Consider the following 20228-nt stretch of genomic DNA (forward strand, 5'->3'; position numbering starts at 1 on the left):
TTTTTCGCAGTTCGAGGTTAATTGCCTAAACCCAATTTTGGCAGTGGAAACGCAACTTCTAGGCAAAGCACCTCAGCTATTCATTTCTGGCTCAGAATTCGTTGTTGTTTCAGCAGACTATTCAGTTAGCGGTACAACGCTATTCAAGAATTCAAGTTGCTCCGCGATGATCTGCTTAAACTTAGGGTCGACGTATGGGTCAAAGTGACCACCGTTGTGTAAGCGAACTGTGGCATTCGGAATCTTGAGTGCAGCCTTTACAGCAGCAATTGCCGGCGTGACAGCATCTCCAGTCATAATTTGCACCAAACTCGGGCATGAGATTCGATGGGCTGTACGGCCTGGCGAGTAGAAACCGATTCGAGCTAGGACGCGTGCTGCAACTGTTTCTGGGTAGTCCCCAGGTTTCACACCACTTGCTTCAATGAGTCGGTCTTTACCACTCATTGCATCGGGAGAGCTCATGACCGCGACATCGCCAGGATTGCCAACAGAATCAATGTATCGAGGTTCTTTTCCTAGCAGTCCTCTCAACAAATCAATCGCTGCTGACGGGGCTACTCGCAAAGAGCTTTTCAAACCTGTTGCTCGCACGGCAGCTGGGCCACTTACATGAGGAACCTGGGTGACGATGGCGGCGAAGTCTTCTCCCCGGCCAGCCAATGTGAGCACATGTCCACCAGCAAACGAAGTTCCCCAACCGACGATTCGTTGTGAATCCACGCCTTCTAGCGTGCGGGTAAAGGCAACTGCTCTACGCCAATCTTCTAGTTGTTTGTTGATGTCCAGCAATTGGCGTGGTTGACCCTGGCTTTCGCCGAAATAGCGGTAGTCGAAAACGACCACGATGTATCCGGCTTGCGCGAACTCTTCCGCGTATCGGTAAAGGCCAAGAGCTCGGGGAGTGCCGAATCCGTGCCCCATCACAATCGCGGGTGAATTCTTCCGGTCCGTAAACGGTCGGTAAACTGCTGCGGCACAAAGCAAGCCTTCTGATTCAAACCAATCGTCTGAACGAGTGTATTTGTTGCTTGACAAAGTAGTCATGGGAGTCTTCCTTCCAACTGACTATTAATAGAGAAACTATTGTTCAATCTAGCCATACAGTCGGTTGTTCTCACGAAGTCGGTGAATTTCCCGAATGTGCACGTGAGGCAGCTAGATGGATGTACGGCTATTGCAATACCTGGTGTTCCAGTCTGGGAGCGATGCCGAAATGGATGCTTCGCATCTATGACGAAGTTGGGGATGACGGGGGCTAAAGAGCACTACACGGGAGCCGATATCGAAGAATTAGGTTGCAACAACATAGGATAGGTAACCGTGACTCCAGCAGATCTAGCCGTAATTGTTCGTGAAGCAACTATCGAGGTCCTTTCCGCCCAGGACAAGGACACTTCACTGGTCCCTGATTCCCTTACCGTCGAGCGCCCTCGTAACCCCGAGCATGGCGACTATGCCACCAACGTTGCTCTGCAGCTTGGCAAGCGTGTCGGCATGGTTCCGCGTGAACTTGCGCAAGGTATCGCCGACAATTTGTCTGCCCGCGACGGGATTGCTGAATGCTCCATTGCTGGCCCCGGCTTCATTAACATCCGTCTGGCTGCTGATGCGCAAGGAAAGATCGTCTCTGAGGTACTCCAAGCGGGCGACGCATGGGGCAGTGGCGATGACTTCGCGGACAAGATGGTGAACCTCGAGTTCGTTTCGGCAAACCCTACTGGCCCAATCCACCTTGGTGGTACCCGCTGGGCGGCTGTTGGTGATGCTCTCGGTCGAATTCTCACCGCTCGTGGCGCACAGGTCACTCGTGAGTATTACTTCAACGACCACGGTCGCCAGATTGACCGCTTCGCAATGTCGCTTGTTGCTGCAGCACGCAACGAGCCAACGCCAGAAGACGGTTACGGTGGCGCTTACATTAACGAGATTGCAGCGAACGTTCTGTCCAAGAAGCCGGATGCTCTCGACGGCACCGAGGCTGAGGTTCAGGAAAAATTCCGCGCGATTGGTGTTGAACTCATGTTCAGTCACATCAAGGAATCACTCCACGAGTTCGGCACCGACTTCGACGTCTTCTTCCACGAAAACTCCTTGTTCGAATCGGGCGCTGTGGAGGCAGCCGTCGCCAAGCTAAAGTCCGACGGCAAGCTGTACGAAAACGATGGCGCATGGTGGCTGAAGTCGACGGATTACGGCGATGACAAGGATCGTGTGGTTATCAAGTCTGATGGCGACGCGGCGTACATTGCAGGTGATATTGCGTATGTGAAGGATAAGTTCGATCGTGGTCACAACCTGTGCATTTACATGTTGGGTGCTGATCACCATGGCTACATCGCGCGTCTGAAGGCTGCTGCAGCAGCGCTGGGATACGACGCTGATGGTGTTGAAGTCATGATCGGTCAGATGGTGAACCTGGTGCGCGACGGCAAGGCTGTTCGTATGTCCAAGCGTGCGGGCACCGTGATTACTCTCGACGACCTGGTAGAGGCAATCGGCATTGATGGAGCGCGATACTCGATGATCCGGTCGTCGGTGGACTCCTCGCTGGACATTGACTTGGAGCTGTGGGCATCGCAGTCTAGCGATAATCCGGTGTATTACGTCCAGTACGGACATGCCCGCCTGAGCTCCATTGCCCGGCGCGCAGCGGAAGCCGGCATTTCCAGCCAGGAAGCAGACTTTGGCCTGCTGGTGCATGAGCGCGAAGGTGACTTGATCCGCACCATCGGTGAATTCCCAGCAACGGTCAAGGAAGCTGCGCAGTTCCGCGAGCCTCACCGTATTGCTCGCTACGCCGAGCACCTGGCCAGTGTCTTCCACAAGTTCTACGACTCCTGCCAGATTCTGCCGAAGGCTGGTGCCGAGGAAACTCGCGAAGATGCTGCGCTTCACGCAGCTCGTCTGGGACTTGCTGAAGCAACCCGTCAGACTCTTGCAAACGCACTGCACTTGCTGGGAGTTAGCGCACCGGAACGCATGTAAGCGTCAATCCGAAACCGCAACCATTTTTCCAGTTTCTCTAACAGAAAGTTGACCGACCGCCATGGCAATTTTGGGTAACGGATTCGAGCCAGGTGGCTTCATCCAACCTGACACGTCGGACTTCAACGGCCTGCCTGCAAACGTATGGCCAAAGAATGCTCGACGCACGGAGACTGGCGACATTGAAATCGCTGGTCGCACCCTGGCTTCGCTCGCCGAGGAATTCGGAACGCCACTTTTCGTCATGGACGAGGACGATTTCCGTTCCCGCTGTCAGGCAATGGCCGATGCTTTCGGGGGTGCCGAGAACGTCCACTACGCATCCAAGGCGTTCCTTTCCAAGACCATCGCGAAGTGGGTCCACGAAGAGGGCCTTCACCTCGATGTAGCGTCCTGGGGCGAGATGTCCGTGGCGCTGGCTGCTGACTTCCCAGCCGAAGACATGACCTTCCACGGCAATAACAAGTCAGTTGCTGAGCTTCACGACGCCATGTCCGCAGGCATCGGTCGTATCGTTGTGGACAGCAACACCGAGTTGACCCGCATCAGCAAGGTCGCTGCAGAGCTTGGCCGCGTGCAGGATGTATTCATTCGCGTAAAGCCAGGTGTGGAAGCACACACTCATGAATTCATCGCGACTGCGCACGAAGACCAGAAGTTTGGTTTTTCCATCGCCTCAGGCAGTGCGCTTGCTGCTGCGTCTCGTGCCGAAGAAGACGAGCATGTCCGTCTTGTTGGCCTGCATTGCCACATCGGTTCCCAGATCGTCGACGCTGATGGCTTCATTGTGGCGGCGGAACGTGTACTGGGAGTCGTCGAAAAGCTGGTGGACAAGTACGGCACCGAAATTGCCGAGCATTTCAACATCCTTGACCTCGGTGGCGGATTCGGAATCGCGTACACGGCAGGAGAGCAGGCGTTGAACGTGGCTCCACTTGCCGACGAAATCCTCGGCGCGGTGGGCAATATGGCGCGAAAGATTGGTATTCCAACGCCGACGGTCGCAGTAGAACCTGGGCGTGCCATTGTTGGTCCATCAATGGTGACGGTGTACGAAGTTGGCACCATCAAGGACGTCCATGTTGACGATGCGCAGACGCGCCGATACGTTGCAGTTGACGGGGGCATGAGCGATAACATTCGCCCAGCTCTGTACGGCTCTGAATATGATGGACGTATTGTCAATCGGATGGTGGCCGGCGATCGAGTGCCAACTCGTGTCGTCGGCAAGCACTGTGAATCTGGAGATATCTTGATTCGCGATGCTCACTATCCAGACGGTATTGAAGAGGGAGACCTCTTCGCTATTGCTGCTACCGGCGCGTATTGCTACGCAATGGCTAGTCGCTACAACATGCTGTCGCGTCCGCCAGTAGTGGCGGTACGTGATGGTGAAGCCCGCGCTATCCTGCGCCGGGAAACCTTAAATGATCTACTCAGCCTGGAGTGTGACAATTAATATGACTGCCACCAGCTACAACCCCGGAATGGGCGAAGGACACCCTGTTGGTGTCGCAATTTTGGGATTGGGCACCGTCGGTACTGAGGTACTGCGCTTGCTCCGAGAGAAGGCTGAGGATTTCGAACGCCGTATCGGCGGTCCCGTCGAGATCCGTGGTGTCGCTGTACGCGACAAGTCCAAGCCACGCCCAGGCGTCGAGCCTGAGCTATTGACGGATGATGCCTACGCTCTGGTAGAGCGTGACGACGTCGACATTGTCGTCGAGGTCATTGGTGGCATTGATTACCCACGTCAGGTTGTGCTCGCGGCGTTGCGTGCGGGCAAGTCTGTTGTTACTGCGAATAAGGCACTTGTTGCTGCTCACGGTGCTGAGCTGTCGGACGCTGCTGATTCTTCTGGCGTCGACCTCTTCTTCGAGGCTGCGGTTGCAGCAGCAATCCCAGTTGTTGGTCCGTTGCGTCGTTCCTTGGCTGGTGACACCGTCAACAAGGTCATTGGCATCGTTAACGGCACCACGAACTTCATTCTTGATGCAATGGATTCGACGGGCGCTGATTACGACGAGATGCTCGCGGAAGCAACCCGTTTGGGTTACGCCGAAGCCGATCCGACCGCTGACGTAGAAGGCCACGACGCTGCGTCGAAGGCAGCTATTCTTTCGGGTCTCGCTTTCCACACCCGCGTGACCGCAGACGATGTGTACTGCGAAGGCATCTCGAAGATCACGGCTGAGGATATTGAGGCTGCCAAGGCTGCGGACTGCACCATTAAGCTGCTGGCCACGTGCGAACGAGTCGTCAAGGAGGACGGCACGGGGGGCATTTCTACTCGCGTGTACCCAGCGTTGATTCCACGTCGCCATCCGTTGGCAACGGTGCGTGAGTCCTTCAACGCTGTCTTTATTGAGGCTGAAGCTGCAGGTCGCCTGATGTTCTACGGTAATGGTGCTGGCGGTAACCCAACCGCATCCGCTGTGCTGGGTGACCTCGTTGGTGCCGCTCGCAACAAGGTGTTCGGCGGTCGCGCACCAGGTGATTCCACCTACGCAAACCTGCCAATTTTGGATTTCGGCACGGTGGAAACCCGCTACCACATTGATCTGCATGTCGACGATCGCGTGGGAGTGCTCGCTGATGTCGCTCGCACTTTCGCAGACCACGGCATTTCCTTGCGCACTGTTCGCCAGGAGGGTGGTAACCCAGGTGCACGGCTTGTCATCATTACGCACCGCGCAAAGGAAGCTGAGCTCGAGCGCACCGTAAAGACCTTGAGCGAAATGGATGCAGTTCTCGAGATAAACAGCGTCATCCGCATCGAGGGAATGGACATCTAGACATGGCTCAGGAGCTTTTCCCTGGCCAGAGGGTAAAGGTGACGGTCTGCGGGTCGTCTGCGAACCTCGGGCCGGGTTTCGACACACTTGGTTTGGCGATTGGCCTCCACGACATCGTGGAAGTTGAGGTCACCGAATCTGGTGTCGAAGTTGAGGTACACGGAGAAGGTACCCAGGATTTGCCTCGCAATGAATCACACCTTGTGGTTCGTGCGATTCGCGCTGGTCTACGTGCTGCGGGTGTCGACGCCCCTGGCCTGAAGGTGGTGTGCCACAACACCATTCCGCAGTCGCGTGGTTTGGGTTCTTCTGCAGCAGCGGCAGTTGCTGGTGTGGCGGCGGCTAATGGCCTCAGTGGCTTCGCATTGAGCGACGAGCAGGTCATCCAGGAAGCATCCGTATTTGAGGGGCATCCAGATAACGCTGCTGCGTCTGTCCTTGGCGGGGCAGTGGTGAGCTGGACAGACAAGCCTGTCGATGGGCGAACTGCGCCTCAGTATCATGCTGTTGGTTTGAAGGTTCACCCTGATATCAAGGCAACGGCAATTGTGCCAAGCTTCCACGCATCAACCAATGCTGTTCGTCAGGTTCTGCCTAGCGACGTCAGCCATGTCGACGCCCGCTTCAACGTATCCCGCGTTGCCGTGATGACCACCGCATTGACGGAACATCCAGAGCTGCTGTGGGAAGGCACTCGCGATCGTTTGCACCAGACGTACCGTGCGGAAGTACTTCCGGTCACGGCAGAGTGGGTTAACCGACTGCGTAACCGTGGCTATGCCGCGTTCTTGTCTGGAGCCGGACCAACGTGCATGGTGCTGTCGACTGAGTCGATTCCAGAGAAGGTTCTGGACGAAGCCCGCGAGGCAGGCATGCGGGTTCTGGAACTGCCTATCGGCGGTCCAGTGAAGGTAGAAGTCGAGCGCTAAGCGTGGTTTCGGCGGTAACGAGGCTGTACTAGTGCGCAATGTCAGCGCTAGTACAGCCTTCTTCTGTCTACTTTTCGCCAGGGCCCTTCAGCTTAATGACATCAAGTTCGCCCTTACGTAGGTGTTCGCGCAGATCCTTCTTGTCGAACTTGTCCACGGAGGTTTTGTCGATGTGATCGACAAAAGCCCAGTATTCAGGCAACATCCACTTTGGTAGCTTGGCGCGCAAATGGTCGCGCAGTTCCTCGGCTGTTTCCTTCGTGCGTGGCACCTCTGGGTAGAGCACAGTCACTGCAAGCGGTCGCTCGCCCCACTTCTTGTCCGGCATACCAATGACGGCGCATTCGACGATGCGTGGTGACTCCATGACCAAGTTTTCCAGCTGCGCCGAGTAAATCCATTCGCCACCAGAGCGAATAACATCACGGGCGCGGTCCTGCACATTCAAGAAACCGTCGTGGGTGATAGAGCCGACATCGCCGGTGCGTAACCAGCCATCCTTCGTGAATTTGGAATGCGCGTCCTCGACCTCGTCGCCACGGAAGTAGTGTGCGTAGCCACCTTCTTCTTCCTCCGGGGAGTGGTAGTAGCTGCCGGTGACAGTATTTCCGCGAACTTGCAGCTCACCTTGGTTACGGTCATGCAAATCAAGCGGATTGTCATTCTCGTCGACGATGCGGAATTCCATCATGTCAGGGAAACGCCCCTGACTGATGCGGTAACGCTCGCGTGCCTCACCTGACGCTCCATATGGAGGTCGGGCCACCGTTCCGACTGGAGAGGTTTCTGTCATGCCCCACAGGTGGACGATGTCGACACCGTAGCGCTCTTCCCACATTCGAATAAGCGCTGGAGGGACAGGTGAGCCACCGACGAAAATGTCTTGGAGACTCATTCGTTTTGGTGGATTGTTTAAGTAGTGGACCATAAGAGAGATCCACAACGTCGGAACACCCTGGGCCATTCGTGGCATTGAGGTTTCGATGATTTCTGCGAGCCGAGGAGCGGACAAATCCGGACCGGGGAAGATCAACGCCGCGCCACACGCAAATGCGGCGAGCGGAACACCCCAGCTCAGGACGTGATAAATAGGCACACAACACAGCCACGGCACACCATGGGAGATTGCAAACGAATCTGTTGTCCGCAAATTCAAGCTGTGCAAGAACAGCGAACGATGGCTGTACACCACTCCCTTCGGCGCCCCCTCGGTGCCGGTGGAGTAACACATAGCCGCCCCATCAGTTTCATTCACCGTGGGCCAGTCGTAGTGGGACGGGCGACCGTCGAGAAGCGCTTCGTAAGAATACGTAGAAACGCTCTCTGGGAACTCGCCCTTGATCTGTGACAGCGGGGTAGTGCCGGTGAAAATGACTGCCCGCACATTAGGGCACTTCGGCAGTATGCGTTCGAGTAAAGAGCCGAGGGAAGGGTCGGCGATCAGCACTTCGTCATCCGCATGATTGATGATGTGCACGATCTGATCCGGCATCAGCTGCTTATTCAGCGGCTGGAACACGGCACCCATCGCTGCGACACCAAGGAAGACTTCGAGGTGCTCGGCACAGTTGTACATGAGCGTGCCGACGCGCTGATCAGCATCAATGCCGAAATCATCATGCAGTACGTGAGCGAGAGCCGACGCGCGCGCAGCAATAGCTGCAAATGTAGTGGTCTCTGCTCCATCTGGGCCCCACGATGTCACTGTGGTGCTGCCGTGAATGTTGCGACCGTATTCCAGAATCCTGGCTACGGAAAGCGGGATCTCCTGCATGGTGCTGCGCATGCTTATCAACACTACCGACGCGCCGTAAAAACGCCCGTGTTGCTGTATAGGCGTGTGGGAGATTAATCTGGAGAACAAGGTTGTCGCTGTACTTTGACCTAAGTGTTTACCGTTGGCCACGCGCCGGGTACGGGAACAACTTACTCGTGGGCCTTGCAAGCACTGCTTCCCACTGATTCTTGGTCTAATGCGGCACCACGTGCAACCCCCACAATTTCTTTGGAAGTTCTCCACTTTTCCCCAGCTTTCTATGCGGGTAGTGGAATCTGTTGGCATTTTGCTTGTCAACGAACATGGCCGTTAGTGGGGGATCAATAACGAAAGGAATTCCGTGACCGATACGGACACCACCGCTTCTGAGCACAATGGCCAGGAGAACTTGACTGCCCTACGTATGCCTGAATTGCGTGCGATTGCTGTGCAGAAGGGCATTCGCGGTGTTTCTGCGATGCGTAAGCATGAGTTGATCGCTGCAATTCAGGGTGCGCCATCTGGCGGGGCGGATGCTCCTCGCGGAGGTCGTCGTAAGGCGACGCGTAGCGCTGGCACCCCTGAAGAGTCAGTAGCTCCCGCAAAGGACGACAAGCCTGCTCAGGTCGCAGATGATTCGAAGTCTGTCGACTCGAAGTCGGACGACAATAATGCTGGCGCAGCTGAATCTGGAAACGAATCAAAGAATGATTCGAAGAATGATGACCAACTGTCGCGGTCGCAGCAGCGTCGTCAGCGTCGTAATCGTCAGCGTCAGCGCGATACGGATCAGCATGACGACGATCAGCAGGGCAGTGCCACCCGTGGTGATGACCAGCGCGGTAATGAAGAGCGTGGCGGTGAAGAGCGCGCTAATGACCAGCGTGGCGACTCGCACGAAGGCGAGAATCGTCAAGGTGATCACGATGACAGCCGCGATAATGCTTCTGCTTCAGAGAACAACGATGATTCGTCCCAGCAGAATGAAAATCGTCGCGAACGTGGTGGTCGCAATAACCGTGGTCGCAACCGCAATGATCGTGGTGAACGCAACGACCGCGGACACAACGACCGCGGACACAACGATCGTGGTGAACGCGGAAATAACGACCGCAACGACCGCAACGACGACAGCGACGATGACAATCGCAACCGTCGCGGACGCAATAACAACAATCGCAACAACCGCGGTGATCGCAATGATGACGACAATCGTCGGGGCGGTCGCAACCGTCGCAATCGTCGTGACCGTCGAGGCCGCGACGGCAACCGGAGTGGTCAGGACGAAATCCGCGAGGATGATGTTCTGCAGCCAGTGGCCGGCATCGTGGATGTGCTGGAAAATGGCTCCGCATTTGTTCGCACCACTGGCTACCTGCCAGGCAGTACCGATGTGCACGTGTCGCAGCAGATTGTTCGCAAGTTCGGCCTGCGTAAGGGCGATTACATCACCGGTCAGGTCCGGATGCCTCGCGAAAACGGTGCAGGCCAGGTAACTCACGGAAATGGTCGTAACAAGCGCAAGTACAATCCGTTGGTCAAGGTGGATATGGTCAACGGTTTGGAGCCAGAAAAGGCTGCCGAGCGACCAAAGTTCTCCAAGCTGACCCCTCTGTACCCAAACCGTCGTCTGCGTCTCGAAACTGAGCAGAACATTCTGACCACTCGTGTCATCGACCTCATCATGCCTATTGGCAAGGGTCAGCGTGCGTTGATCGTGTCACCACCAAAGGCTGGTAAGACCACGATCCTGCAGAACATTGCCAACGCAATCGCTACGAACAACCCTGAGTGCTACTTGATGGTTGTGCTTGTCGACGAGCGCCCAGAAGAAGTTACCGACATGCAGCGCAGCGTTCGCGGCGAGGTCATTTCTTCGACGTTCGACCGTCCGCCATCAGACCACACGACTGTGGCTGAACTGGCCATCGAGCGTGCAAAGCGTCTCGTCGAGCAGGGACAGGATGTCGTCGTGCTGCTGGACTCGATTACTCGATTGGGCCGTGCGTACAACAACTCGTCGCCAGCGTCGGGACGCATTCTGTCCGGTGGTGTCGACTCGAACGCGCTGTACCCACCGAAGCGATTCCTCGGTGCTGCCCGAAACATCGAAGAGGGCGGTTCGCTGACCATTATCGCTACGGCCATGGTCGAAACTGGTTCTGCCGGCGATACCGTGATCTTCGAAGAATTCAAGGGCACGGGTAACGCAGAGCTGAAGCTGGATCGAAAGATCTCGGAGCGTCGCGTATTCCCAGCTGTGGACGTTAATCCTTCCGGTACTCGAAAGGATGAGCTGCTGCTGGCACCGGAGGAAGCACGCATTCTGCATAAGTTGCGCCGTATTTTGTCTGCTCTGGATCCACAGGCTGCGATCGATCTGCTGATCAAGCAGCTGAAGAAGACGAAGAATAACTACGAGTTCCTTACTCAGGTAGCAAGCTCTGCGCCAATGGCTGCAGACGTGGATGTGGACGACATGCTCTAGCTGGGGCACACATTTTCCCAGCCAGCATTCATTCACACTCACACCTCTAGAGAGGACAATTATTCGCTATGTCTGACCAAGTCTCTGCAGTAGATGACATCCTGTCCGAATACCACGGACTCGAAGCTCAGCTGTCTGATCCGGACCTGCATAACGACGCAGCACGTGCCCGCAAAGTTGGTAAGCGATTCAACGAACTGCAGCCCATCATCCAGTGCCACAATCGACTCACTGAAGTGAAGGACGACCTCGAAGCCGCACGCGAGATGGCGTACGAAGACTCTGAATTCGCAGCTGAAGCAAAGGCACTTGAATCCGAGCTTGAAGAGCTGGAAGAGAAGCTCGCCGACTTGTTGGCTCCCCGTGACCCGCATGACTCCGACGACATCGTCATGGAGATTAAGTCTGGCGCAGGTGGTGAAGAGGCTGCTTTGTTCGCTGGCGAGCTTGCTCGTATGTACCAGCGTTACGCGGAAAAGAACGGCTTCACCACTGAGGTACTTGGTGTGTCCGAGTCCGATCTTGGTGGTGTCAAGGACATGACCATGTCTGTTCGTGCCAAGAACCCTTCGCGTGACGGGGCATGGAGCGTCTTCAAGTTCGAAGGTGGCGTCCACCGCGTGCAGCGCGTTCCTGTGACTGAATCGCAGGGTCGAATCCAGACGTCGGCAGCTGGTGTGCTGGTATACCCAGAGCCAGACGAGATCGAAGACGTCGAAATCGATGACAAGGACATCCGCGTCGATGTGTACCGCTCCTCGGGTAAGGGCGGTCAGGGCGTGAACACGACGGACTCTGCAGTTCGTATTACGCACTTGCCAACTGGCCTCGTCGTAACGTGTCAGAAGGAACGTTCGCAGATTCAGAACCGTGCGCGTGCAATGCAGGTGTTGGCGGCTCGTTTGCAGCAGATGCGTGAAGAGGAAGCTGCAGCGTCCGCGTCGGATGCCCGCAAGTCGCAGGTTCGTACGATGGACCGATCCGAGCGTGTCCGCACCTACAACTTCCCAGAGAACCGCGTGTCGGATCACCGCATCGGTTACAAGGCTCACAACCTCGACACCTTGTTGGGTGGCGACATGGAAGACCTGCTGAAGGCACTCCATGATGCCGAGCGCGCAGAGCGACTGGAAGCTGAGTAAGACAATCAGCACTCTCACAATCGGCGAGCTTCTCGAGGACATTACCTCGAGACTCGCCGCCTCTGGCTGTGCCTCCCCACGCACTGACGCGGAGCAACTCATGTGCCACGTCTCCGGTCGCAGTCGCTTTGACCTGCTTCTTTCCCGACGTGACGTGCTTACCGACGACGACCCCCTCATTCAGCAGCTTCCTGTATTGGTAGCTCGTCGTGAAGCGAGGGAGCCACTGCAACACATCCTCGGTACGGCGCCGATGTGTGCGTTAGAGCTCGACGTTGGGCCGGGCGTGTTTATTCCGCGGCCGGAGACTGAACTCCTCGCGGAGTGGGTCGTCGGCGAAGCTCGTCGTATTTCGGCAGCGCAGAAGAAGGCTGCGAGTGGGGCAGAGGGGAGCGTCGGAAAGCTCCGTATCGTGGATTTGTGTACTGGTTCGGGGGCGTTGGCGTTGGCCATCGCTGATGCGGTGCCCGATGCGGAAATCTTCGCAGTGGAGCTTGACGAGCGAGCGTTGGTGTGGACGAAACGCAATCTCGACAAATGCCAGAAGTTGTGGCACGACCGAGGTGAACCCGTCCGGGACATCGAGATTCGGCAGGGAGATGCCACAGACCCCGACGTGTTGGCAGACATCGCCGGCACGGTCGACATTGTGGTGTCGAATCCGCCATATGTTCCCGATAGCACTGAAGTAAGCCCAGAAGTTCACGCTGATCCCCGGCATGCAGTGTTCGGGGGAAGTGATGGCCTCGACGTCATCAGGCTTATGATGAACGTCGTGCGCGGTCTGCTCCGACGAGGCGGAGTCATAGGCATCGAACATGACGACGACTCCCGCATCGACATTGCCGATGTATTCGGTAACGACGGTGAGTGGGAATGGGTGCTCTGCCATCAAGACTTGGCAGGTCGAGACCGATTCACGACCGCGGTTTATTCTTAACTTGAGCGAAAAGTAGTTCTGAAAAATTACACGAAAGGAACGGGCTACGCAGATGAGCATGGTGTATGACTGCACTACCGAAAAAGGCCTCGCACTTGGCCTTGATGCAGCGGTCAATGCGGTAGAGGCAGGCCGACTCGTTGTCTTGCCTACCGACACCGTTTACGGCCTCGGCTGCGACGCTTTCAATAATGAAGCTGTCGCATCCCTGCTTCGCGCGAAGCACCGTGGACCAGATATGCCGGTTCCTGTTCTCGTTGGCTCGTGGTCAACAGTTGACGGCTTGGTCCGCGAGCACACGGCTGCTGGTCGGGCGCTTGTCGAAGCCTTCTGGCCAGGGGGACTGTCCTTGGTCGTGAATCAAGCACCAAGCTTGCCGTGGAACCTCGGCGACACCCGTGGCACGGTCATGCTGCGCATGCCACTGCACCCAGTAGCAATTGAGCTGCTGCGTCGGACCGGGCCGATGGCCGTGTCCAGCGCAAATATTTCGGGCCAGGAACCAGCAACAAATGTCATTCGCGCCAAGCAGCAGTTGGGTAAAGAAGCGGCTGCCTACTTGGATGGTGGTAACGCAACTATCGGTAAGCCATCCACCATTGTTGATCTTTCTTCGGCCGAACCACGTATCCTCCGAGAAGGTGCCATCAGCGCTGAGCGTATTGGCGAAGTATTGGGTAAAGATCCAGAAGCGCTGCGCGGAAAGTAGAACGTAACCGTACTCCACACGTGAGATAAAGATATATGACATCCGCAGGACTCAGCCTCTTTGCCGCTCCCGTCAGCGGCGGTGCTGGTGTGCCAATTCGAGAATTGGCGATGCTGGTTCTTGTCTCGGCTGCGGTGTCGTATTTATTGACTGGGTTCGTCCGCTACGCCGTCGTCAAGTCTGGGCGCTTGGACATGCCTCGTGCGCGCGATGTGCATGATATCCCGAAGCCACGGCTTGGGGGAGTGGCGATGTTCTCGGGAATCTTGGTCGCCATTTGGGTAGCTAGTGAACTGCCTGCGCTCACGCGGGGGTTCCCTCCGATGACGCCCGACATGACCGCAATGGCAATCGCCGCCACGATCTTGCTCATAGTCGGCATTCTTGACGACCTGTTCGATCTGAGTGCTCTGGTGAAACTGATAGGGCAGATCGTTGCCGCCGTCGTGATGTCCACGATGGGAGTGACATGGTATCTGCTGTACATTCCGTTTGGTGGCGGAACCACGCTGATTCTCGACCCAGTATCGTCTACAGCCTTGACTGTGTTGTTTACAGTCGCGCTCATTAATGCTTTCAACTTTGTCGATGGCATTGATGGACTTGCTGCAGGACTCGGCATGATCGCTGCGGCATCAATCTTGATTTATTCAATGGTCATGTTGCATGACCAAGGTGGAACGGTCTCTGCCTACCCACCAGCGATGATTTCGGCGTGTCTACTTGGAGCTTGCGCAGGATTTCTGCCACACAACTTTGAACCAGCCCGCATCTTCATGGGCGATTCCGGTGCAATGCTCATTGGCTTGATGCTCGCGGGAGCATCGACTTCGGCTTCCGGCCGTATCTCCCCAACGATGTACGGCACTGCAGACTTTGTTGCTCTGATGTCGCCGATCGTCGTCGTCATTGCTGCAGTCAGCGTGCCAATGCTCGATCTACTCTTAGCTATTATTCGACGCACGCGTAGGGGGCAGTCACCGTTCTCGCCGGACAAAATGCACTTGCACCACAGATTATTGGGCATGGGGCACAGCCACCGGCGCGTTGTCCTTGTGCTGTACATGTGGGTGTCCGTGGTGGCCTACGGAGCTGTCGGAACGACAGTCTTTCCGGCACCATTCGTCGCGATTACATTTGGTCTGATGCTGATCGCCGCAGTCATACTGACACTGCTGCCACAGTGGAAAACTCGTAAAAGGTATCATTTGCAACCGTGACTGATCACAACATCGCGAACAATGACGACAACGTGGGTGCCGCTTCCTCTGAAGAGCTATCCAAGTACGACGACGTACGGATTCCACTCCTTAGCGCTGCTCGTTCCGGTGCACTTGCACTCGTCGGATTGACCGTCCTATCCCTCCTGGTGTGGGGAGGAAAGGAAGGCATGCCTGGTGTGTGGGGCGTTCTGCTCGGTGCAGGCATTGGCGGTGGCTTCGTCTTGCTGACTGTCCTGTCAGTTCTCTTCACCGCAAAAACCAGCCCGACCACGACGGGTGCTGTAGTCATGGGTGGGTGGCTGCTGAAGATCGTCGTCCTCATCGGCATTCTTTTGCTCATCCGCGACCTTGAGTTCTACGACACAATGGCGTTCTTCATCACAGTTATCTTGGCGTTAATTGTGACTTTGGGCGCTGAAGTCTGGGGAATGGCTCAGTCAAATCTCACATATATCCAAGCTAAGTAGTGGTTTTCGCTTGACGACGACTTCGTCGTAAAGGTGGCAGCTACGTGCACAAGAGGTAAAAACGCGGGCAAAATTCGGAAAAATAGCTGAAAATTGCCCCCTTTAACGACGGCAAAACCCACGGGGCATGCCGTCGTTCTTTGCGTTTTCGGGGGTCAGAGCGTTGGGGGTGTGTCGGGTGGGGAAAACATAAAGATGCTGTTATCCTGAGTGATGGGTAAGACCGGCTTGTCTTTTTGTTGCTGCGTAAAGCGGGAACTGTCGGGCAAGACGAAGGCGGCTTTCGCGCAAGCGGGGTCACCTGGAGGTGTAAACCCCGTGAACGCCGCTCAGATGTGCGAATGGAATCCGCGGCGTGGCACGTTAAACGACGTCCTTCGCACCGCTTGATCTTAAGTTCTTGCGGCCCAATCACGGGAGAGAACGCTGAGCGTTACAACACTTGCCGAGATGAAGGGTGAGTTTCACTCACCTAACCTGACGGAGGAGTATTTCCCGGGTGAGCTGTACGGCTTCATTTTTGGTGGTTCGGGTACCTCGCCTCTTTTTGAAGGCTCCTGGTACGCAATGGATCGCCTGATGTTTGTTCGTCTGCTCATGGCCGTGATCGTCGCCGTGTTCTTCGTTGTCGCCATGAGGCGTCCGAAGCTCGTGCCGACGGGTCTGCAGAACGTCGCGGAATTGATGTTGGACTTCGTCCGTATCAATGTCGCAGAAGAGATCCTGGGAAAGAAGGAAGGTCGTCGGTTCCTTCCGGTTCTGGCAACTATCTTCTTCCTCGTAATCTCGATGAACATTGCGGCTATCATTCCTGGCCTCAATATTTCTCCAAACGCACGAATCGGTATGCCACTGGTTCTGGCTCTGTTTGCTTACATTGCTTTCATTTACGCGGGCGCGAAGAAGTACGGCTTCTTCAAGTTCGTTAAGTCGGCAGTGGTTATTCCAAACTTGCCTCCGGTACTGCACCTGATCGTTGTGCCAATCGAGATTTTCTCAACCTTCGTTCTGCGCCCGGCCACACTGACCATCCGTTTGATGGCCAACATGCTGGCCGGTCACATGGTTCTAGTTCTTCTGTTCGGTGCCACGAACTTCTTCTTCTGGCAGATGAATGGCTGGACGGCCCTATCCGGGTTGACCCTCATTGCTTCGATTCTGTTTACGCTGTTCGAGCTGCTGGTTATCTTCCTGCAGGCGTACATCTTCTCTCTGCTGAGCGCTGTGTACATCGAGCTGTCGTTGCATGCTGACGAGCACTAGCACGGTTTGAAACCGACATCGGTTCCTGACCTTCTAACTAAATACGCAAGACCCACTTGACCCAACGCCCCGGGTACTAACTCAAAATGACAATCAACCCGGGACTCCTTACGAAAGGGAACGGTTCATAATGAACGACGTCATCCTCTCCGCCCAGGACGCAGCTGCTGCAGTTGACACCAACGCTGGCCTGAAGACCATCGGCTACGGCCTGTCCACCCTGGGCCCAGGCCTGGGTATCGGCATTGTTGCTGGTAAGACCGTTGAGGGTATGGCACGTCAGCCTGAGATGGCTGGCCAGCTGCGTACCACCATGTTCCTGGGTATCGCCTTCACCGAAGCTCTGGCACTTATCGGCCTCGTTGCAGGCTTCGTATTCTAAGTCCGGACCTCAAGCGGAGAACACGTAAACCATGACCAATTTCATTTACCTGGCAGCAGGGGATCTTCCGATGACGGAATCGATCAACCCACTGGTGCCAAAGACTTATGACATTGTCTGGTCCGTTGTCCCGCTGGTTATCATCTTGGTTCTTTTCTGGAAGCTCGTTCTTCCTAAGTTCCAAGAGGTCCTGACTGAGCGGGAGGACCGGATTGAGGGCGGCATTGAACGCGCTGAGGCTGCACAGGCTGAAGCGAAGGCTGCCCTTGAGAAGTACAACAGCCAGCTCGCAGAGGCCCGAACTGAAGCAGCAAAGATTCGTGACGAAGCCCGTACTCAGGGTCAGCGCATCATTGCAGAAGCTACATCGAAGGCTAATGACGAGAGCGCCCGAATCATCGAGTCCGGTGAAAAGCAGCTTGCAGCCCAGCGTGAGCAGGTAGTTGCAGAACTGCGCAAGGAAATGGGACAGAACTCGATCAACCTTGCTGAGCGTCTGCTCGGCCAGGAACTGTCTAGCGAGGTTAAGACCTCCTCGACGATCGACAACTTCCTTAACAACCTTGACACCGTGGCCCCGACCGGAAAGTAGGCGACATGCACGCAGCTAGCCGCGAATCACTGGCGTCGCTAAGCGCCGGACTGGACTCCGCCATTGGCGGACGTGCAGTTTCCGTAGCTACAGCAGCGCAGACCGGTTCCGAGCTTTTCGACGTCGTCGAGGTCCTCGACTCCGACCGCGGCCTGCGTGTCGCTGTCGCCGATGCCTCGGCGGCGGCGGAACAGCGTTCTGGCATTGTCCAGAAGCTGTTCGCGGGCAAGGTATCGGAATCGACCTTGAAGGTCGTTACTGATGCAGCCACGCAGGTATGGTCTACCCCTCGCGAAATGCGGGATGGCCTAGTGGAGCTGGGACGTCGTTCCTTGCTTCGCTCTGCAGAAGGTCAGGGACAGCTCGAGACTGTAGAAAACGAGCTGTTCCAGCTTGGAAACATCCTGGCCGAGCAGCCGCAGCTGGAACAGCTGTTGGCTGACAAGGCCGCCACCCCAGAAGCCAAGCGTGGGCTCCTCGCTTCGGTGCTGTACGGCAAGGTCACCTCGGTGACGGAAGCTCTGGCACTGCAGGCAGTAGGTCGCCCAACCAAGCGCCCCGCGGACGACATCGACTCCCTGTCCCGGCTAGCCGCCGGCCTGCGGAACCGCGTCGTCGCCCGCGTGACCAGTGCAACCGCTATTTCTGCTTTGCAGCAGCATGCGCTGGCGGACAAGCTTTCTCGCATCTACGGGAAGGATGTGTCCATTCACACCGTGATCGACAAGTCGATTATTGGTGGACTGGTCATCCGGGTCGGCGACGAGGTCATCGACGGCAGCATCTCCAAGAAGTTGGAAAAGATGCGCGTCGGCCTCGGCTGACGGATGGTTTGAGAAGTAAAAACTGGAAGAGAATTTACTGAGAGCAGGAAGAACATGGCGGAGCTGACGATCTCCTCCGATGAGATCCGTAGCGCGATTGCGAACTACACCTCGAGCTACTCCCCGGAGGCCTCCCGTGAGGAGGTCGGCGTAGTCATCAGCGCAGCTGATGGTATCGCCCAGGTTTCGGGAATGCCATCGGTTATGACCAACGAGCTTCTCGAGTTCCCAGGTGGCGTCATTGGCGTCGCACAGAACCTCGACACCGACAAGGTCGGCGTTGTTGTTTTGGGTAACTTCGAGTCGCTGGCTGAGGGCGACGAGGTCAAGCGGACGGGCGATGTCCTGTCCATTCCGGTTGGGGATAAGTTCCTCGGCCGCGTTATCAACCCACTGGGCCAGCCGATTGATGGCCTGGGCGACATTGAGGCTGAAGAGGACCGCGTCCTCGAGCTGCAGGCACCTTCCGTGCTTCAGCGTCAGCCTGTCGAAGAGCCAATGGCAACCGGTATTAAGGCCATTGACGCAATGACTCCAATCGGCCGTGGTCAGCGTCAGCTGATCATTGGTGACCGTAAGACCGGTAAGACTGCGGTTTGTATTGACACCATCCTGAACCAGAAGGCTAACTGGGCAACTGGCGACCCAAAGAAGCAGGTACGCTGCATCTACGTCGCTATTGGCCAGAAGGGCTCGACCATTGCTGGTGTGCGCAAGACCCTCGAAGAGCAGGGCGCACTTGAGTACACCACCATCGTTGCAGCTCCAGCATCTGACGCTGCAGGCTTCAAGTGGCTCGCACCATTCACCGGTGCAGCACTCGGCCAGCACTGGATGTACCAGGGCAAGCATGTCCTGGTTATTTACGATGATCTGACCAAGCAGGCAGAGGCATACCGTGCCATCTCGCTGCTGCTGCGTCGCCCACCAGGCCGCGAGGCTTACCCAGGTGACGTTTTCTACCTCCACTCCCGTCTGCTCGAGCGTGCTGCAAAGCTGTCCGACGACATGGGTGCAGGTTCCCTCACGGCACTGCCAATTATTGAAACCAAGGCGAACGACGTCTCCGCGTTCATTCCTACCAACGTAATTTCGATTACCGACGGTCAGGTATTCCTGGAGTCCGACCTGTTCAACCAGGGCGTCCGTCCGGCTATTAACGTCGGTGTTTCGGTTTCCCGTGTTGGTGGCGCTGCTCAGACCAAGGGTATGAAGAAGGTCTCCGGTAACCTCCGTCTTGACCTGGCTTCTTACCGTGACCTCGAGGCATTCGCGATGTTCGCATCCGACCTGGATGACGCTTCCAAGCGTCAGCTGGAGCGCGGTCAGCGTCTCGTCGAGCTGCTGAAGCAGGCTGAGAACAAGCCACAGGCAACCGAGTACCAGATGGTCTCGATCTTCCTGGCAGGCGAGGGCGAATTCGACGATGTTCCTGTAGAGGACGTACGTCGCTTCGAAGCTGAATTGATGGAAAACCTGCAGCAGAACCAGGGCGCAGTATTCGAGCAGATCGATGGTGGCGCGGCACTGACCGACGACTCCAAGTCTGCACTGAAGAATGCAACTGCTGAGTTCAAGAAGACCTTCCAGACTTCTGAAGGCGGCCCTATCGCGAAGGAAGCTCCGGCTCACCCAATCGCTGATAAGGACGTCAAGAAGGAGCAGATCACGGTCTCGCGCAAGACTGCCAAGAAGTAGGCAGGGCGTGTTTCAAATGACCGTAATCGCAA

General features: G+C 56.2%; 17 protein-coding genes. 15 read left to right on the forward strand and 2 right to left on the reverse strand.

From position 1 onward, the window contains the following. Positions 1-117: 117 nt before the first annotated feature. Complete coding sequence (locus tag WG934_RS04020) at positions 118-1047, reverse strand: alpha/beta hydrolase (RefSeq protein WP_339977837.1); 930 nt, start codon at positions 1045-1047, stop codon at positions 118-120. A gap of 276 nt (positions 1048-1323) precedes the next feature. On the opposite strand from WG934_RS04020, the gene argS reads away from it, so the two are divergent. The 4 genes from argS (at position 1324) to thrB (ending at position 6712) form a co-directional block, all read left to right on the forward strand. After that, complete coding sequence (argS, locus tag WG934_RS04025; RefSeq protein WP_339977839.1) at positions 1324-2988, forward strand: arginine--tRNA ligase; 1665 nt, start codon at positions 1324-1326, stop codon at positions 2986-2988. A gap of 61 nt (positions 2989-3049) precedes the next feature. Continuing rightward, positions 3050-4447 (forward strand): diaminopimelate decarboxylase, encoded by a 1398-nt coding sequence (gene lysA / locus WG934_RS04030; RefSeq protein WP_339977841.1) that lies wholly within the window; start codon positions 3050-3052, stop codon positions 4445-4447. Between the two features lies 1 nt (position 4448). Beyond that, complete coding sequence (locus WG934_RS04035; protein WP_339988792.1) at positions 4449-5783, forward strand: homoserine dehydrogenase; 1335 nt, start codon at positions 4449-4451, stop codon at positions 5781-5783. A gap of 2 nt (positions 5784-5785) precedes the next feature. Further along, the gene (thrB, locus tag WG934_RS04040) at positions 5786-6712 is read left to right on the forward strand and encodes a homoserine kinase (protein WP_339977845.1); all 927 of its coding nucleotides are present in this window, start codon (positions 5786-5788) and stop codon (positions 6710-6712) included. 67 nt (positions 6713-6779) lie between these two features. Here thrB and WG934_RS04045 read toward each other — a convergent pair whose 3' ends face one another. After that, on the reverse strand, positions 6780-8498 hold the full coding sequence (locus tag WG934_RS04045; protein WP_339977847.1) for a long-chain fatty-acid--CoA ligase: 1719 nt from the start codon (positions 8496-8498) through the stop codon (positions 6780-6782). Positions 8499-8829: 331 nt separating this feature from the next. Here WG934_RS04045 and rho point away from each other — a divergent pair, with 331 nt between their 5' ends. From rho to atpA, 11 genes are all read left to right on the forward strand, one after another. Continuing rightward, positions 8830-10956: a transcription termination factor Rho gene (gene rho / locus WG934_RS04050; protein ID WP_339988794.1), complete on the forward strand. Its 2127-nt coding sequence runs from the start codon at positions 8830-8832 to the stop codon at positions 10954-10956. 68 nt (positions 10957-11024) lie between these two features. Further along, positions 11025-12098: a peptide chain release factor 1 gene (prfA, locus tag WG934_RS04055; RefSeq protein WP_339988796.1), complete on the forward strand. Its 1074-nt coding sequence runs from the start codon at positions 11025-11027 to the stop codon at positions 12096-12098. Continuing rightward, positions 12061-13038: a peptide chain release factor N(5)-glutamine methyltransferase gene (prmC, locus tag WG934_RS04060; RefSeq protein ID WP_339988797.1), complete on the forward strand. Its 978-nt coding sequence runs from the start codon at positions 12061-12063 to the stop codon at positions 13036-13038. The genes prfA and prmC overlap by 38 nt, the downstream gene beginning before the upstream one ends. A 52-nt stretch (positions 13039-13090) precedes the next feature. Continuing rightward, positions 13091-13747 carry an L-threonylcarbamoyladenylate synthase gene (locus tag WG934_RS04065; protein ID WP_339977855.1) on the forward strand — a complete coding sequence of 219 codons (657 nt, stop codon included), beginning with the start codon at positions 13091-13093 and terminating at the stop codon, positions 13745-13747. Positions 13748-13782: 35 nt separating this feature from the next. Next, entirely contained in the window at positions 13783-14967 is a 1185-nt protein-coding gene (locus WG934_RS04070; protein ID WP_339988799.1) for an MraY family glycosyltransferase, read from the forward strand. Beyond that, positions 14964-15437: a hypothetical protein gene (locus WG934_RS04075; protein ID WP_445228178.1), complete on the forward strand. Its 474-nt coding sequence runs from the start codon at positions 14964-14966 to the stop codon at positions 15435-15437. Before WG934_RS04070 ends, WG934_RS04075 begins: the two co-directional genes overlap by 4 nt. Before the next feature lie 450 nt (positions 15438-15887). Further along, positions 15888-16700, forward strand: a complete 813-nt coding sequence (gene atpB, locus WG934_RS04080; protein WP_339977859.1) for a F0F1 ATP synthase subunit A — start codon at positions 15888-15890, stop codon at positions 16698-16700. 130 nt (positions 16701-16830) lie between these two features. Next, positions 16831-17082, forward strand: a complete 252-nt coding sequence (locus WG934_RS04085) for an ATP synthase F0 subunit C (RefSeq protein ID WP_339977861.1) — start codon at positions 16831-16833, stop codon at positions 17080-17082. A 31-nt stretch (positions 17083-17113) separates the two neighbouring features. After that, on the forward strand, positions 17114-17674 hold the full coding sequence (locus tag WG934_RS04090) for a F0F1 ATP synthase subunit B (protein WP_339977863.1): 561 nt from the start codon (positions 17114-17116) through the stop codon (positions 17672-17674). A gap of 5 nt (positions 17675-17679) precedes the next feature. Further along, positions 17680-18498, forward strand: coding sequence for a F0F1 ATP synthase subunit delta (locus WG934_RS04095; RefSeq protein WP_339988802.1), 819 nt, complete (start codon positions 17680-17682; stop codon positions 18496-18498). A 54-nt stretch (positions 18499-18552) separates the two neighbouring features. Continuing rightward, on the forward strand, positions 18553-20196 hold the full coding sequence (gene atpA / locus WG934_RS04100) for a F0F1 ATP synthase subunit alpha (RefSeq protein WP_339977867.1): 1644 nt from the start codon (positions 18553-18555) through the stop codon (positions 20194-20196). Positions 20197-20228: the final 32 nt, after the last annotated feature.

Source organism: Corynebacterium sp. H78 (genome assembly GCF_037572275.1).
Taxonomy (GTDB): Bacteria; Actinomycetota; Actinomycetes; order Mycobacteriales; family Mycobacteriaceae; genus Corynebacterium.

Excerpts from the sequence above, each read along its gene's own strand:
- prmC (WP_339988797.1), top strand. The coding sequence starts at position 12,061 with ATGATGCCGAGCGCGCAGAGCGACTGGAAGCTGAGTAAGACAATCAGC.
- WG934_RS04045 (WP_339977847.1), bottom strand. The coding sequence starts at position 8,498 with ATGCGCAGCACCATGCAGGAGATCCCGCTTTCCGTAGCCAGGATTCTG.
- WG934_RS04020 (WP_339977837.1), bottom strand. The coding sequence starts at position 1,047 with ATGACTACTTTGTCAAGCAACAAATACACTCGTTCAGACGATTGGTTT.
- prfA (WP_339988796.1), top strand. The coding sequence starts at position 11,025 with ATGTCTGACCAAGTCTCTGCAGTAGATGACATCCTGTCCGAATACCAC.
- lysA (WP_339977841.1), top strand. The coding sequence starts at position 3,050 with ATGGCAATTTTGGGTAACGGATTCGAGCCAGGTGGCTTCATCCAACCT.
- WG934_RS04065 (WP_339977855.1), top strand. The coding sequence starts at position 13,091 with ATGAGCATGGTGTATGACTGCACTACCGAAAAAGGCCTCGCACTTGGC.
- WG934_RS04035 (WP_339988792.1), top strand. The coding sequence starts at position 4,449 with ATGACTGCCACCAGCTACAACCCCGGAATGGGCGAAGGACACCCTGTT.
- WG934_RS04090 (WP_339977863.1), top strand. The coding sequence starts at position 17,114 with ATGACCAATTTCATTTACCTGGCAGCAGGGGATCTTCCGATGACGGAA.
- atpB (WP_339977859.1), top strand. The coding sequence starts at position 15,888 with ATGAAGGGTGAGTTTCACTCACCTAACCTGACGGAGGAGTATTTCCCG.
- thrB (WP_339977845.1), top strand. The coding sequence starts at position 5,786 with ATGGCTCAGGAGCTTTTCCCTGGCCAGAGGGTAAAGGTGACGGTCTGC.
- atpA (WP_339977867.1), top strand. The coding sequence starts at position 18,553 with ATGGCGGAGCTGACGATCTCCTCCGATGAGATCCGTAGCGCGATTGCG.
- WG934_RS04070 (WP_339988799.1), top strand. The coding sequence starts at position 13,783 with ATGACATCCGCAGGACTCAGCCTCTTTGCCGCTCCCGTCAGCGGCGGT.
- WG934_RS04085 (WP_339977861.1), top strand. The coding sequence starts at position 16,831 with ATGAACGACGTCATCCTCTCCGCCCAGGACGCAGCTGCTGCAGTTGAC.
- WG934_RS04095 (WP_339988802.1), top strand. The coding sequence starts at position 17,680 with ATGCACGCAGCTAGCCGCGAATCACTGGCGTCGCTAAGCGCCGGACTG.